The organism is Streptomyces sp. WMMB 322, from assembly GCF_900090145.1.
Lineage (GTDB): Bacteria > Actinomycetota > Actinomycetes > Streptomycetales > Streptomycetaceae > Streptomyces.
This window is the reverse complement of the sequence record NZ_FMHI01000010.1, coordinates 181,394-194,658: the sequence shown is the minus strand read 5'-3', so window position 1 is coordinate 194,658 and position 13,265 is coordinate 181,394. Positions and strand designations below refer to the sequence as shown.

Genomic DNA, 13,265 nt, shown 5'->3' with positions numbered 1-13,265 from the left:
CTGAAGAAAGATCACCATGACCGCCGACACCGACTCCGGCCTGGAGCTGTCCGAACTCGCCGCTGACCGCGCCTTGTTGGGCCGTACCAGCACAGCCGAGCGAGTCGCCGGCATCTTGCGCGAACGTATCGCACAGGGTTTCTTCCTGCCCGGGGTCCGGCTCTCCGAGGAGCGCATCGGAAACGCCCTGGGCGTCTCGCGCAACACTCTGCGCGAGGCGTTCCGGCTGCTGACACATGAGCGGCTTCTGGTGCACCGGCTCAACAAGGGAGCGTTCGTACGGGTCCTCTCGGCGGCGGACATCGCGGACATTTACCGCGTAAGAAACCTCGTCGAATGCGCCGCGGTGCGCGGGCTGGCAGACCCTCCCTATCCGCTGGAACAGGTCGCCGAGGCGGTGACGGCGGGCGAGCACGCCGCCGGGCGCAACGAGTGGAACGACTGCGGCACGGCCAACATCCACTTCCACCAGGCCCTCGCCGGCCTCGCGGGCAGCGAGCGCACCGACGACCTGATGCGCGGCGTACTGGCGGAACTGCGGCTCGCGTTCCACGTCATGGAGGACACCCGCCGCTTCTACGAGCCCTACCTCGCCCGCAACCGCGAGATCCTCACCACACTCGAGGACGGGGACGCGGCGGGCGCGGAACGGCTGCTCGGCCGCTATCTGGAGGACTCCCGGCGCCAGGTCATCGAGGCGTACCCGGAGCAGGACGGCTGAGACCGGTCCGGATCCGGGCCCGTTCCGGATCGGGTGCGCGCGTGCCCGGCGGCGGAGCCGGTCCCGCAGCGGGGCACGGTGACGCCGCTACGGGTCAGTCCCGGGACGCGTACGAGACGAAGCCGCGCCAGGCCGCCGGAGTCAGCGCGAGCCGCGGACCCTCCGGGATCTTGGAGTCCCGCACATGAACGCTCTCTGCGCAGGCGGCCATCTCCACGCAGTCCCCGTCACCGCCGCTGCTGTAGCTCGACTTGCGCCAGGACAGGGCGACTTCCACACAGTCGTCACCGTCGCCGCTGCTGTAGCTGGACTTGAACCAGGCCAGTTCACCGCTGCTCATAGCGCTCCTCGCATCCGCTTCAACAGACTCACGGAGTCTTCGAGAGTAAGAGCCTGTGAGCGCATCCTGGCATAGCGGCGCTGGAGCACGCTGGTCTCCTTCGGGTCGGAGACGAACATGCCTCCCCGCTGCCCCTCGTTGTAGGCGAACCACCGGTTCTCCGGCGTCTCCAGGAGCTGCGTGGGCCCGTCCAGCCCCGCGTGGTTCTCCCGTACCAGCGGCATCACCTGGATCTCCACATTGCGCAGTCGGGCCACGCCGAGGACGTGGTCGATCAGTTCGCGGGTGACCTCGGTGCCGCCCGTGCGGCGCAGGAAGAGGTGCTCTTCGAGGATGAAGCTGTAGGCGGTGTGCGGGCGTTCGGTCAGCAGCCGCTTGCGCTCAGCCCGCGCCGTCCACTGGGCCTCGATCTGCGCGTCGTCCAGCGGCGGCAGTTGGTTGACGAAGAGCGTCCGCGCGTACGCCTCGGTCTGCAACAGCCCGGGCACCAGGCGGCATTCGTACGTGCTGAGGGTGATGGCCTCCGCCTCCAGCCGTGCCCACTGCCGGAACCACCGCGCCAGCCCCGGACTTCGCGACAGGTGCCGGGCGGCTCCCCGCAACGCGCCGAATCCGTCGAGGACTTCCTCCGCCCGCTCCACGAACTCCGGGGTGGGGAAGCGGCGTCCCTGCTCCACGGAGGCGATGGTCTGCTGCGAGTAGCTCATGCGCGTCGCGAACTCCTCCTGGGTGAGGCCCGCGCGTTTGCGGAAGGCCTTCAGGACCGCGCCGAACGCCTTGAGGCTGTCGGAGGTCTCCGGTTCGCCGTCGGATCCGCTTCCGGCGCCGGTGCCGGTGTCCGGGCGGGTGCCGGGCGCTGGGTGACCGCCCGTGCCTCCCGTACTGTCCGCTCCGTGCGCGCCGTGGCCGGTCCCCATGCCCGCCCCCCTGCCGGCCTCCGTGCCTCGGTCCATGCCGCCGTCCACGTCGCCCACGCCCCCGGCAGCACCCGTTCCGTCCGTCATCTGCGGTCGCCTCTCCGCCCGTTCGCCTCTCCCGCCCCGACCCGGCCATCCTCACGGACAGTTACGACCGTTGTCGATCTGTGAGCACGTACGCCCCGCGTGCGTACGGGTTCTGCGCCCGGCGCCCGGGCTCCCCCTCAACCGGCGTGCAGGATCCGGAAGCGTTCGGGGTCCGCCGGATCCCGGTCGACGACCTGGACCGGCGGCCAAGCCCACTGCCGGACGCCGATGCCCGGCACGCGGGAGAACCCGATCTGCCCGCGGGTGCCCTCGACGGCGACGCGCGGCCACGATTCCGCGATGCCCGCCCGGTCGATGCCGTGAGAACGCAGCACATCGGCGAGAACGGCGACCGTGTCATAGCCTTCGAAGGCCACGAAGGAGGGCGCCTCGCCCAGCCGCTCGCGCAGCGCCGTGCCGACTCGCGCACCGAGCGGGCTGAGCCGCTCGGGCAGGTAGCGCAGGAACGGGATCGCGGCGCCGTCGTCGCCCAGCAGCGCCGCCCATTCGGCGAACTCCGGTTGCCCTGCCGGAGCACCGATCATGATCTCGGCGAGGCGCCGGTCACGGCGGACGGACCTGACGACGGACACTGCCGGCTCCGGGTGGCCGGTCAGCACGAGGAGCGCCGTCGCGCGGTGGTGGAGGAGTTCGTCGCACACGGCCGCGGGGGCGAGTTCGCCCATGTCGAGTTCGATGACGGTGCCGCCGCGCGGAGCAAGGCAGTCCCGCAGGATGCGCGTCCCGGACGCCCAGTAGATGCTCCGCTGGGCTGCTACGGCGATACGGCTGTGGCCCGCGCCGAGGAGGAAGTCCGCGTAGATCCGCCAGCCATGGGACTGTGCCGGGCAGAGGCGCGCGACCTGTTCCGTCGGCTGCTCGGTGAGCGCGTCGAGAACCGCTGACGAGCAGAGGAACGGCAGGCCGAGGGCGTCGGCCCGGGTGGCCGCGGAGCGAGCGACGACGCTGTGGTACTCCCCCGCCAGGGCGGCCACGCCCAGGCCGGCCAGTTCGTCCACGGCCGCCGCGGCCCTGTCCGGATCGGCGGCGGTGTCCCGGACCACCAGTTCGAGCGGACGTCCGGCGATCCCGCCTGCGTCATTGACCTCGCGAACAGCCAGTTCGAGTCCGGCCAGCAAGTGCCGGCCCGCCCCGACCCAGCCGGGCCGCGACAGCGGAACGAGAGCGCCGATCCGCACCGGTGGGCCGTCGGCCCGGTCCGCTGCCGGCGACGACGAGGACGATGACGACAGTGACGGTGGCGGTGACGAATCCATGCTTGGCGTCTCCCACGGGACGATCCGGTCGCAGGTGGCCCGGGTCGCCGAGTGGCAAGGCACGGTGATGCTCGTCCTTCTCGTCCCGTCGCGCCGAGCGCACCCGCAAGATGACGGACATTTCATCCACCACCCGCACCGTCAGGCAACCGAATTGCCGCTCGCCGAGGCGCCGGGCCTCCCCCTGCCAGGCGCACCACGTCTCCCGCGCCCGGGGCCGGGCCCCGCCGGTCACCTCCGGCCCCGATCACCTCGGGTGCCGGTCACCTCGTGCGCCGGTCACCTCGTGCGCCATCAGCGGCGGACAGGCGGGGCCGAACTCGCCACTCGCGCCGAACTCGGCGACGGGCAGGCCGAGTTCGCGGAGCCTTCCGCCCTGGGTCCCGGCGGCCGGCCGGAGTGCCCGGACCGCTGCGCCTTCGCCGGAGGGGAGACCCGGGAGACCCCCAAAGCGCGAAGGCTAGAGTGGCGTGCATCGCCTCCGACCGAGGGAAGCCGGTGAAAGTCCGGCGCTGACCCGCAACCGTGAGCGACGCCCGTACGGAGTGCACCGCCCCGTACGGGAGTCGTGAGCCGGAGCACCCGGCCGGAGGCAAGGCTCGTGGAGCCGTGCCTCCGCCGCAGGGCGTGGCCGGCTCCCACCGTCGAGGTCTACGGAGCTGAGCCGGGTGCGCCGCCCGACGATCGCATGCCGCGCGGCATGCGGCGCCGCGGGCGGGGCGGCCGTGCAGGGCTGCGGACCGCTCACCGAAAGGCACCCCACATGTTCCTGCGCCGGAGCGTCACAGCCGTCGCCGCCGCCACCGCCCTGTGCGCCTCAGCCGCCCCCGCGGCCTCGGCCGCCGTGCGCTCGGCACCCTCCATATCCACGTCCGCCTCCGCCACCTCGGCCTCCGCCACGACCACGACCGTCAGGTCCGCCGCCGCCGGGAAGAAGCTGCCGGACGCGCTGTACGGCAAGGCGGACCCCAAGTACGACGGCGTGTGGAGACAGTCCATGGCCCTCCTCGCGCTGGACGCGGCCGGTGCGGAACCGGCCCGCAAGGCCGTGGAGTGGCTCAGCGGGCAGCAGTGCGAAGACGGCTCCTTCACCGCGTACCGCGCCGACCCCGAAGCCGAGTGCGACGAGAAGAAGTCCCCCGGCGACACCAACGCCACCGCCGCAGCCGTGCAGGCGCTCGCCGCCGTCGGCGGCGAGAAGGAAGCAGTGCGCAAGGCCCTCGCGTGGCTGCGTTCGGTGCAGAACGAGGACGGAGGCTGGGGCTACAACCCGGGCAGCCCCAGCGACGCGAACTCGGTCTCCGTCGTCATCGGCGCCCATGCCGCCGCCGGCAGGAAGCCGGAGAAGGTCACAAAGGACGGCAAGTCCCCCTACGACGCGCTCACTTCGTTCCAGCTCGGCTGCGACGCCGAGGACGCCGAGCGCGGAGCTTTCGCGTACCAGCCCGGCAAGGACGGAAAGCTTGCCGCCAACGAGGACGCGACCGCCGCGGCCGTCCTGGCCGGTGCGGGCTCCGGCTTCCAGGCCGAGCGGCAGTCCGACCGCCCCCTGAAGCCGCTCGGCTGCGGCAAGGGGAAGGACGACGGGAAGCCTCTCGCCCCCGATGACGCGGCCGACGCGGGCGCCGCCCACCTCGACTCCGTACTCGACAAGAACGGCCACCATCTCCTGGCCGTGACGCCGGGGGCCGAGGGCAAGCCCGACTACGCCAACACCGCCGACGCGGTGATCGCCCTCGCCGCGAGCGGCCACCGCACCGAAGCGCTCAAGGCCCTCGACTGGCTGGGGGCGAAGCTCGATTCGTGGGACAAGGCCGGCAGCGACCCGGCCGCCCTGGCGGGCGTCATGCTCGCCGTCCACGCCACGGGGGGCGACGCGGCGAAGCTCAAGGACACCGAGCTGCTCGAACGCCTCGTCGCCACCGGCCCGGAACCCGCCCGCATGCCCGGAGAGAAGGCGGCCGGAGCCACGGCCGAGAAGGAGGACGGCGACGGCGGCGCCGTGCTCCGCTGGTCCCTGGTGGGCACCGGGCTGGCGGCGGGTGCGGGCGTCGGCTTCCTGATCAGCGCCCGCAGAAAGCGGCAGGGCCAGTGAGCGCACCGAGTGCGCGGCCGCCCGCGGGCGCGCGGCGAGCGCGCTCCGCGCCGCCGGCGCGCCCCGCGTGGAGGGCGGCGGCAGTCGCCGGTCTCGCACTGCTGCCGGCCGCGGTCACGGTCGCGGTCCCCGTGGTCGCGGTCGCGTCACCCGCACACGCCTCCGGGGCGAGGGCCGTCACGACGGTTCCCGCCGCCCCCGCTGTCCCCGCCGCCGCCTCGGAGTCCGCCGCCGCCTCGGAGTCCGGCGGCTACCGGTACTGGTCCTTCTGGGAGCAGGACGGGGAGGAGGGAAGCTGGTCCTACGCCACCCAGGGCCCCTCGGTTCTGCGTCCCGCCGACGGCGCTGTCATCGGGTTCCGCTTCGCGATCGGCGAGAGCCCCGGTGATGCGGCGAAGCCGCGCGGCGAGGCGGAGTTCGACGCCATCTGCGGAGGTACGGACGCACCGCGCGGCGACAAGCGGATCGCGCTCCGTATCGACTTCGGCACCGGTGCGCACGCGCCCCGCGGCGAGACTCCTCCGAAGCCGCGTTCCGCGTGCGCACGCGTCTCCGGGGACGCCACCGCCGCCGACGCGCTCGCCGAGGAGGCCGAACCGCTGCGCTACAACTCCGCGGCGCTGCTGTGCGCCATCGACGGCTACCCCGAGCGCGGCTGCGGCGAACAGGTCGGGGGCGGCGCCGGAGAAGAGGACCGCGGCAGCGGCGGCGAGGGCAGAGCCGGGCAGAACGGCGGAGAGCCGGACAGCGCGGAGAAGGGCGGCACCGGCGACGGCCCCGGCAACGACTCCGGCGCGGATTCCGGTGGCGGCTTCGGCTCCATGGCGGGCGTCGCCGTGGGCCTCGCCGCCGTCGCCGCGCTCTCCGTCGCGGCCCTCCGGCGCTCGCGCCGCGGCCGGTGACAGGAGAAACGCGGTGACTCGATGAGGGACCCGATGAGGGAGCGGCTGCGCGCACCCGAGGCTGGACGCGGCTTCGAACTGCACCCGGGCGCCTGGTGGCTGTGGGCGCTGGGCCTGGCGACCGCCGCGTCCCGCACCACGAATCCGCTGCTGCTGATGCTGCTGTGCGCCGTGGCCGGCTACGTCGTCTCCGCACGCCGGACCGACGCCCCCTGGGCACGCTCGTACAGCGTGTTCCTGAAGCTGGGACTCGCGGTGCTCGTCATCCGTCTCTTCTTCGCCTTCTTCCTCGGCTCCCCCGTCCCCGGCAGCCACGTCCTGGTCGTACTGCCCGAAGTGCCGCTGCCCGACTGGGCGATGGGCGTACGGGTCGGGGGACGCGTCACCGCCGAAGGGCTGGTCTTCGCGCTGTACGACGGGCTGAAGCTGGCGGCCCTGCTGGTCTGTGTGGGCGCCGCCAACGCCCTCGCGAACCCGGCCCGGCTGCTGAAGTCCCTTCCCGGAGCGCTCTACGAGGCAGGCGTCGCCGTCGTCGTCGCGATGACTTTCGCGCCCAATCTGGTCGCGGACGTGCGCCGGCTGCGTGCCGCACGACGTCTGCGGGGACGCGCCGACAAGGGCGTCCGCTCGGTGCTCCAGGTCGGACTGCCGGTGCTGGAGGGCGCGTTGGAGCGGTCGGTCGCCCTCGCCGCGGCGATGGACGCACGCGGTTACGGGCGCAGTGCCGAAGTCCCGCCCGCCGTGCGCCGGACGACCACCCTGCTCACACTCGGCGGGCTGCTCGGCGTGTGTGCCGGTACGTACGCGCTGCTGTCGGCGCAGGGCGCGGTGTACGGCCTGCCGGTGCTGCTCGCCGGTGTGCTGCTGGCGCTGGCCGGCCTGCGGCTTGGCGGGCGGCGCAGCATCCGCAGCCGCTACCGGCCCGAACTCTTCGGTTCGCGTGCCTGGTTGGTCTCCCTCTCCGGGGCGGCTACCGGGGCGGTGATGGTGGCGGCGGGCAGCGCGTTTCCGGAGGCGCTGCATCCGCAGGCGGTGCCGCTGACGGCACCGCAGTTCCCGCTGTGGCCCGCGGCCGGGCTGCTGGCCGGTCTGCTGCCGGCGTTCGTCGCGCCCTCCCCGGCCCCGGAACCGGGCCCGGAACCAACTTCGGCTCGGGAACCGGCCCCGGAACCGTCCGCAGTCGCGTCGTCGCCCGTACACGAGGAGCCCGCCCGGTGATCCGCTTCGAGCATGTGTCCGTCCGCTACGACACCGGCGCTGCCTCCGGGCGGCCCGGCGAGGTGCCGCGGCCCGCCCTGCAAGAGGTGGATCTGGAGATCCCGGAGGGCGAACTGTGCCTGCTGGTCGGCCCGTCCGGCGCCGGCAAGTCCACGCTGCTGGGCACCGTCTCCGGACTCGTGCCCCACTTCACCGGCGGCACCCTGCACGGCCGCGTCACGGTCGCCGGACGCGACACCCGCACCCACAAGCCGCGCGAACTCGCCGACGTCGTCGGCACCGTGGGACAGGACCCGCAGGCGCATTTCGTCACCGACACCGTCGAGGACGAACTCGCCTACGGCATGGAGTCGTTGGGCCTTCCCGCCGCCACGATGCGGCGCCGCGTCGAGGAGACCCTCGACCTCCTCGGCCTCAACGAGCTGCGCGAGCGTCCCATCAGCACCCTCTCCGGGGGGCAGCAGCAGCGCGTCGCGATCGGCTCCGTGCTCACCCCGCACCCGCGCGTGCTGGTGCTGGACGAACCGACGTCGGCCCTCGATCCGGCCGCCGCCGAAGAAGTGCTCGCGGTGCTGCAGCGCCTCGTCCACGACCTCGGCACGACGGTGCTGATGGCCGAGCACCGGCTGGAGCGCGTCGTCCACTACGCCGACCAGGTGCTGCTGCTGCCGGAGCCCGGCGCCCCGGCCCGACTCGGCGACCCCGCCGGGCAGATGGACGTCTCTCCGGTCCGGCCGCCCGTCGTCGAACTGGGGCGGCTCGCCGGATGGTCGCCGCTGCCGCTGTCCGTGCGCGACGCGCGCCGCAGAGCCGGGCCGCTGCGCGCCAGGCTCGCCGAACACCGCGCGGAGCAGGGCCGGACGGACGGCACCGCCGGCGTCCCCGGCGCCGGAGAGGACCCGGCGCCACCCCCCTCCCCGCGCCGGGCCGTCACCCGGAGCGACGACGAACTCCCCGTCACCTCGGGCCCGTTGGCGCGCCTCCGGACGGCCCTGAAGCCCCGGGCACAACGAGAGGGAAGCCGGGCGGCAGACACCGGCACCGACGAGGCCCCGGTGGCACAGATCGCGGGGCTCACCCTCCGCCGCGGCAGCGTCACCGCGCTGCGCGGCGTGGACCTGACCCTCCGCCCGGGGCAGACCGTCGCGCTCATGGGACGCAACGGAGCGGGCAAGTCCACCCTGCTGGGCACGCTCATGGGAGTGCACCCGCCGACCGGCGGCGCGGTGACAGTCGGCGGGCCCGAGCGCCTCGCTCCGGCAGCCACGCACCCCCGGCGCCTCCTGCGGCACGCGGGCCTCGTCCCGCAGGAGCCGCGCGACCTGCTCTACGCGGACACCGTCGAGGCCGAGTGCGCGGCAGCGGACCAGGACGCCGCAGCCGAGGCGGGCACCTGCCGGAACCTGGTCACAGTGCTGCTGCCGGACGTGGCCGGGCAGACGCACCCGCGCGACCTGTCGGAGGGCCAGCGGCTCGCGCTCGCCCTCGCCGTGATCCTCACCGCGCGCCCGCAGTTGATCCTGCTGGACGAGCCCACTCGCGGCCTCGACTACGCGGCCAAGTCCCGACTCGTCGGCATTCTGCGCACGCTGGCCGGGGAGGGCCACGCGATCGTACTGGCCACGCACGACGTCGAGTTGGCGGCCGAGGTCGCGCACCGCGTCGTCATACTCGCGCAGGGCGAGATCGTCGCGGACGGTCCCACCGCCGAAGTGGTCACCTCCTCCCCGGCGTTCGCACCACAGGTCGCCAAGGTCCTCGCCCCGCAGCGGTGGCTCACCGTCCCCCAGGTCCGTGCGGCGCTCGGCTCCCCCGAGGAGGCAGCGGAGTGAACTCGCCTTCCGCAACCGGCAGTTCCCCGTCGGGCCCCGGCGGCGCCCCACGCGCCCTCCGCCTCGGTCCCCGTTCGATCGCTGCGCTCGCACTGACCAGCGCCACCGGCGTCGTCGCCTTCGGCTGGCCGCTGCTCGCCGACTCCGCGTCCGGGCTCGCGCATTCGCGGGACGCACCCTGGCTGTTCGCGGCGCTGCTGCCGCTGCTGCTGGCGGTCGTCGTCGCGACGATCGCCGACACCGGCATGGACGCCAAGGCGGTCGCGATGCTCGGCGTGCTCGCGGCGGCCGGCGCCGCGCTGCGCCCCCTGGGAGCGGGAACGGCGGGCCTGGAGCCGATGTTCTTCCTGATCGTCCTCTCCGGACGGGTCCTCGGTCCCGGCTTCGGCTTCGTACTGGGCGCACTGTCGATGTTCGCCGGCGCCCTGCTCACGGGCGGCGCCGGACCGTGGATGCCGTTCCAGATGCTCACGATGGGCTGGGTCGCCATGGGCGCGGGACTGCTGCCCGGCGCCGAACGACTGCGTGGCAGACCCGAGTTGCTGATGCTCGCGCTCTACGGCGCGGTCTCGGCCCTGCTGTACGGGCTGGTGATGAACCTCCAGGGCTGGCCCTACATCGCCGGTCTCGGCTCGGGCATCTCCTTCGTCCCGGGCGACCCGGTGCCGGAGAACCTGGCACGGTTCCTCACCTACGTACTGGCCACGTCCCTCGGCTGGGACCTTCCCCGCGCCACGCTGACGGTGGTCCTCGTCCTCACCCTCGGCAGCACCGTCCTGCGGGCCCTGCGCCGCGCCACCCGCCGCGCGGCCTTCGACGCCGCGCCCGCCTTCGTACCGCAGGGGGCCGCGCGGCAACCGGCGCCCGGGACCGGTACGGCAGGGCGGGAGGCATGAGCGTCGTGAAGGCCGATGGGCGCGCGGAGCCGGCGGAACGGTAATTGCGTCGACAGGCTCATCGCCACCCGGCAGAGTGACCGCCCATGACGACCAGTGAGCTGTGGTCCCGTGCGGCCGCCGAACGCTACGACGCCGAGGAAGAGAACGAGATGGCCTCGGCCGCCGTTCTCGGCCCCACTCTCGACTTCCTCGCCGAACTCGCCGGAGAGGGACGGGCGCTGGAGTTCGCCGTCGGAACCGGACGAGTGGCTGTCCCGCTCCGGGAGCGCGGCGTGCCCGTGGCGGGCATCGAACTGTCCGAGCACATGGCGGCGGTCCTGCGGCGCAAGGCCGACGAGGACACCCTCCCGGTGACCATCGGGGACATGGCCACGACCGTCGTCCCCGGCGAGTTCACCCTGGTCTACCTCGTCTACAACACGATCTCGAACCTGCTCACGCAGGACGAGCAGGTCGAGTGCTTCCGCAACGCCGCACGCCATCTGTCACCCGGCGGCCGATTCGTCATCGAGCTGGGCGTGCCGCCCCTGCGGTTCCTGCCGCCCGGCCAGGTCGCGGTGCCGTTCGACGTCTCCGAGCGGCATCTCGGCTTCGACACCTTCGACCTGGTCGAGCAGATCCTCGTCTCCCACCACTTCACCCGCGACGGCTCGGGGTCCCCCGGGACGGAGTCCGGGGGAGACGGCCGCTACCGCCGCGGCAACTCCCGGCACCGGTACGCCTGGCCCGCGGAGCTCGACCTGATGGCACGGATCGCCGGGCTCGACCTGGAACGTCGCGTCGCGGACTGGGACGGAACGCCGTTCGGCCCGGACTCCCCGAAACACATCTCCGTGTGGCGCAAGCCGTCCTGAGGCCGGCACCCGGTCCGGCAACCGGTTCGTCGACGCAGACGTTCGCTTCGTCCACGCAGACGTCGACGCCGACGCAGACCGTGGAGCGAAGGACGGGCAGCGGTTCCGGCTCGCCGTCCAGCACGCCGCCCGCGAAGTACCCCGGCCGCGCCCGGGCGCCCGGGGCCGGTGCGGCACGATGGGAGGCATGAGCATCGTGAAGATCAACGTGCTGCAGGTTCCCGCTGAGCAGCGGGAGACCCTCGAGAAGCGTTTCGCGTCCCGCGCGGGTGCCGTGGAGGGCTCGGACGGCTTCGAGTGGTTCGAACTTCTCCGTCCCGTCGAGGGCACCGACAACTACCTCGTCTACACGCGGTGGCGCGACGAGGAGTCGTTCCAGGCGTGGATGGAAGGCCCGATGAAGTCGGCCCACCAGGGCGGAGGCGACCGCCCCGAGCCCGCCGCCGCGGGGTCCACCCTCTGGTCCTTCGAGGTCGTCCAGCAGGCGCAGCCGAAGGACGGCTGAACCGCGCCGCCCCGGGCCCTGGATTCGCCGCCGGGGCCGCGGGGCCTCCGTAGCAGCCCATCGGACCAGGTCCGCGCAAGCTGCCGCGGCGGTACCGCCGCCACCCGAATGACGCCAACTGGCCATGTCCGTGGGATGCCTGACGCACGCCCGCTCCCGCAGGGGCGAACATCCACGCATGTCGGATATGAAGCGGGATGTGAAGGTGGCCAGGGAGTGCTCGGTATGCGCCACACTGATGGGGCTGGTGGAGAAGGCCGCCCGGGAGTACGACCGGAGCGCGGAGACCGACGCGCGGGTGCGGCTGCGCCGGCACGCGAGGGCGGAACACGGACAGGAGCTTCCGCTCCCGTGGTGAGCCCGGCGCCGTGCCCGTTCCCGTGCGAGGTGTGCCGGCGCAAGGGGCGGCAGTGAGCGCGTGAGGCGGCACGGCGTTTCTGCGCCGGATCTTCTCCGGCCTCACGGAGGCCGAACTGCGCCGCATGCACGACGAGCCGCCGGGGTCGCCGCACTTCGGCGACCCCTTCCGGGACGGCCCCGTTCCGCCACGAGGCCTGACCCCCTGGCGCCCGTTGCACCGGCGCCTGCTTCCGGAGACCCGGCTACGCCGACCGGCTCAAAAGGTAGCCCCACAGAAACGCGACGGCCGTCAGTATGCCCAGCATCCCGGCGATCCAGTGGGCGCCGTCCAGTACGGCGATCAGAATGAGCGCGGGCATGACCGCGAGGCCCACGATCATGCCGTACCGCTCGCGCTTGTCTTCCTTGCGCTCGACTTCCCTCTTCGCCTGAAGGTAACGGGGGTCGGCAGGGCTCGTCCCAGGAGGAAGCTTCCCCGCTCGCAGGATGCGCTCATGGTGACGCCACGGCATTGTTCCGTGCTTGGTCCGGTCGCTTGCGCGCTTCCTTTCTTTCGACCTCTCCTGGAGGGTCAGGGTCTGCAGCCATCTCTGCCTGTCCCGCGTGTAGTACCGGTAGCCGTAGAGCTTGAGGTCGTTCTCCTCCCGGCGACGCTGGATCTCGGCGGAACTCATCCCCTTTGGGGTCGGCGAAGGGGGATCGAGGTGTCGCCGTATCGCTTCGGCGATCACCTCCGGAGACACCGGTGCGCCGATGTTGATCTGGTCGGCGTTGTACTGGGGGCCGTTGACCTGCTGTCCCTGCTGGTTGAAGTTCATCCCCCGCCCGCGGTCACGTCCGCGGTCGCGGTCCCGGCCGGGCGGCTCACCCACGGAGGAACACCCCGACGGCACTTGCGCAGTTGTTCACGATCTCCGCGACGGTTCCGCCCAGGGTCAGCAGCCCGGCCAGGCGGCCCCGCGCGGCACCGGTCTCCCCGGCTTCCAACTCTCCACGTGCGGCGATCAGTTCGGCGGTCACCTGCTCGCGGGTGGCGGCGGGAACGTCCAGTTCCCGGACGGCGGCCACCGCCCGGTCGAACTCCCACTCCACCGTCCGGGCGTCGATGGGGCTGCTCTCCCCGTGAGTGACATTGACGGTGTCACCCATGTACTGGTTGCCGTACACCGTCTGATTGTCCTGGTGGAACGTCGCCATACCAGCAATGATGCCCCAACTCACCGTGATGGGAGCGGAATTGGCGGGCCCCTTTCGGCCT

General features: G+C 72.8%; 14 protein-coding genes, 1 pseudogene and 1 riboswitch. Of the genes and pseudogenes, 10 read left to right on the top strand and 5 right to left on the bottom strand.

Annotated elements, in window-relative coordinates:
• The first annotated feature begins 16 nt into the window (after positions 1 to 16).
• Positions 17 to 721, top strand: coding sequence for a GntR family transcriptional regulator (locus H180DRAFT_RS17665; RefSeq protein ID WP_055487039.1), 705 nt, complete (start codon positions 17 to 19; stop codon positions 719 to 721).
• Positions 722 to 815: 94 nt separating this feature from the next.
• Here the strand turns inward: H180DRAFT_RS17665 and H180DRAFT_RS17660 are convergent, their stop codons facing one another.
• The 3 genes from H180DRAFT_RS17660 to H180DRAFT_RS17650 form a co-directional block, all read right to left on the bottom strand.
• Positions 816 to 1,061: a DUF397 domain-containing protein gene (locus H180DRAFT_RS17660; protein WP_055487038.1), complete on the bottom strand. Its 246-nt coding sequence runs from the start codon at positions 1,059 to 1,061 to the stop codon at positions 816 to 818.
• Positions 1,058 to 2,065, bottom strand: a complete 1,008-nt coding sequence (locus tag H180DRAFT_RS17655; RefSeq protein WP_254666056.1) for a helix-turn-helix domain-containing protein — start codon at positions 2,063 to 2,065, stop codon at positions 1,058 to 1,060. Before H180DRAFT_RS17655 ends, H180DRAFT_RS17660 begins: the two co-directional genes overlap by 4 nt.
• Positions 2,066 to 2,202: 137 nt before the next feature.
• Positions 2,203 to 3,342: an ABC transporter substrate-binding protein gene (locus H180DRAFT_RS17650; protein WP_055487037.1), complete on the bottom strand. Its 1,140-nt coding sequence runs from the start codon at positions 3,340 to 3,342 to the stop codon at positions 2,203 to 2,205.
• A gap of 489 nt (positions 3,343 to 3,831) precedes the next feature.
• A riboswitch (cobalamin riboswitch) is annotated at positions 3,832 to 3,925 on the top strand.
• 180 nt (positions 3,926 to 4,105) lie between these two features.
• Here H180DRAFT_RS17650 and H180DRAFT_RS17645 point away from each other — a divergent pair.
• The 9 genes and pseudogenes from H180DRAFT_RS17645 to H180DRAFT_RS30500 all read left to right on the top strand — a co-directional run.
• Positions 4,106 to 5,437 (top strand): prenyltransferase/squalene oxidase repeat-containing protein, encoded by a 1,332-nt coding sequence (locus H180DRAFT_RS17645; RefSeq protein WP_055487036.1) that lies wholly within the window; start codon positions 4,106 to 4,108, stop codon positions 5,435 to 5,437.
• The gene (locus H180DRAFT_RS17640; protein WP_107097679.1) at positions 5,434 to 6,339 is read left to right on the top strand and encodes an SCO2322 family protein; all 906 of its coding nucleotides are present in this window, start codon (positions 5,434 to 5,436) and stop codon (positions 6,337 to 6,339) included. Before H180DRAFT_RS17645 ends, H180DRAFT_RS17640 begins: the two co-directional genes overlap by 4 nt.
• Positions 6,340 to 6,360: 21 nt before the next feature.
• Positions 6,361 to 7,557 (top strand): energy-coupling factor transporter transmembrane component T, encoded by a 1,197-nt coding sequence (locus H180DRAFT_RS17635; RefSeq protein WP_079100183.1) that lies wholly within the window; start codon positions 6,361 to 6,363, stop codon positions 7,555 to 7,557.
• Between the two features lie 14 nt (positions 7,558 to 7,571).
• Positions 7,572 to 9,389 carry an ABC transporter ATP-binding protein gene (locus H180DRAFT_RS17630; RefSeq protein ID WP_254666064.1) on the top strand — a complete coding sequence of 606 codons (1,818 nt, stop codon included), beginning with the start codon at positions 7,572 to 7,574 and terminating at the stop codon, positions 9,387 to 9,389.
• Positions 9,386 to 10,285, top strand: coding sequence for an ECF transporter S component family protein (locus H180DRAFT_RS17625; RefSeq protein WP_055487033.1), 900 nt, complete (start codon positions 9,386 to 9,388; stop codon positions 10,283 to 10,285). Before H180DRAFT_RS17630 ends, H180DRAFT_RS17625 begins: the two co-directional genes overlap by 4 nt.
• Positions 10,286 to 10,371: 86 nt before the next feature.
• Positions 10,372 to 11,142 (top strand): class I SAM-dependent DNA methyltransferase, encoded by a 771-nt coding sequence (locus H180DRAFT_RS17620; RefSeq protein ID WP_055487032.1) that lies wholly within the window; start codon positions 10,372 to 10,374, stop codon positions 11,140 to 11,142.
• A 187-nt stretch (positions 11,143 to 11,329) separates the two neighbouring features.
• On the top strand, positions 11,330 to 11,647 hold the full coding sequence (locus tag H180DRAFT_RS17615) for an antibiotic biosynthesis monooxygenase family protein (protein WP_055487082.1): 318 nt from the start codon (positions 11,330 to 11,332) through the stop codon (positions 11,645 to 11,647).
• Positions 11,648 to 11,825: 178 nt separating this feature from the next.
• Positions 11,826 to 12,005 carry a hypothetical protein gene (locus tag H180DRAFT_RS29530; protein WP_139151404.1) on the top strand — a complete coding sequence of 60 codons (180 nt, stop codon included), beginning with the start codon at positions 11,826 to 11,828 and terminating at the stop codon, positions 12,003 to 12,005.
• Positions 12,006 to 12,084: 79 nt separating this feature from the next.
• Positions 12,085 to 12,174, top strand: a pseudogene (locus H180DRAFT_RS30500) (SAM-dependent methyltransferase); the annotation flags it as partial.
• A 75-nt stretch (positions 12,175 to 12,249) separates the two neighbouring features.
• Here the strand turns inward: H180DRAFT_RS30500 and H180DRAFT_RS17610 are convergent.
• A complete protein-coding gene (locus H180DRAFT_RS17610) occupies positions 12,250 to 12,879 on the bottom strand; it encodes a hypothetical protein (RefSeq protein WP_055487031.1) in 630 nt (209 codons plus the stop codon).
• Positions 12,872 to 13,204: a hypothetical protein gene (locus H180DRAFT_RS17605; RefSeq protein WP_055487030.1), complete on the bottom strand. Its 333-nt coding sequence runs from the start codon at positions 13,202 to 13,204 to the stop codon at positions 12,872 to 12,874. The genes H180DRAFT_RS17610 and H180DRAFT_RS17605 overlap by 8 nt, the downstream gene beginning before the upstream one ends.
• Positions 13,205 to 13,265 lie beyond the last annotated feature (61 nt).

Coding starts and splice junctions, on each gene's coding strand:
- H180DRAFT_RS17665 (WP_055487039.1), top strand. CDS start 17: ATGACCGCCGACACCGACTCCGGCCTGGAGCTGTCCGAACTCGCCGCT.
- H180DRAFT_RS17660 (WP_055487038.1), bottom strand. CDS start 1,061: ATGAGCAGCGGTGAACTGGCCTGGTTCAAGTCCAGCTACAGCAGCGGC.
- H180DRAFT_RS17655 (WP_254666056.1), bottom strand. CDS start 2,065: ATGACGGACGGAACGGGTGCTGCCGGGGGCGTGGGCGACGTGGACGGC.
- H180DRAFT_RS17650 (WP_055487037.1), bottom strand. CDS start 3,342: ATGGATTCGTCACCGCCACCGTCACTGTCGTCATCGTCCTCGTCGTCG.
- H180DRAFT_RS17645 (WP_055487036.1), top strand. CDS start 4,106: ATGTTCCTGCGCCGGAGCGTCACAGCCGTCGCCGCCGCCACCGCCCTG.
- H180DRAFT_RS17635 (WP_079100183.1), top strand. CDS start 6,361: ATGAGGGACCCGATGAGGGAGCGGCTGCGCGCACCCGAGGCTGGACGC.
- H180DRAFT_RS17620 (WP_055487032.1), top strand. CDS start 10,372: ATGACGACCAGTGAGCTGTGGTCCCGTGCGGCCGCCGAACGCTACGAC.
- H180DRAFT_RS17615 (WP_055487082.1), top strand. CDS start 11,330: ATGAGCATCGTGAAGATCAACGTGCTGCAGGTTCCCGCTGAGCAGCGG.
- H180DRAFT_RS29530 (WP_139151404.1), top strand. CDS start 11,826: ATGTCGGATATGAAGCGGGATGTGAAGGTGGCCAGGGAGTGCTCGGTA.
- H180DRAFT_RS17605 (WP_055487030.1), bottom strand. CDS start 13,204: ATGGCGACGTTCCACCAGGACAATCAGACGGTGTACGGCAACCAGTAC.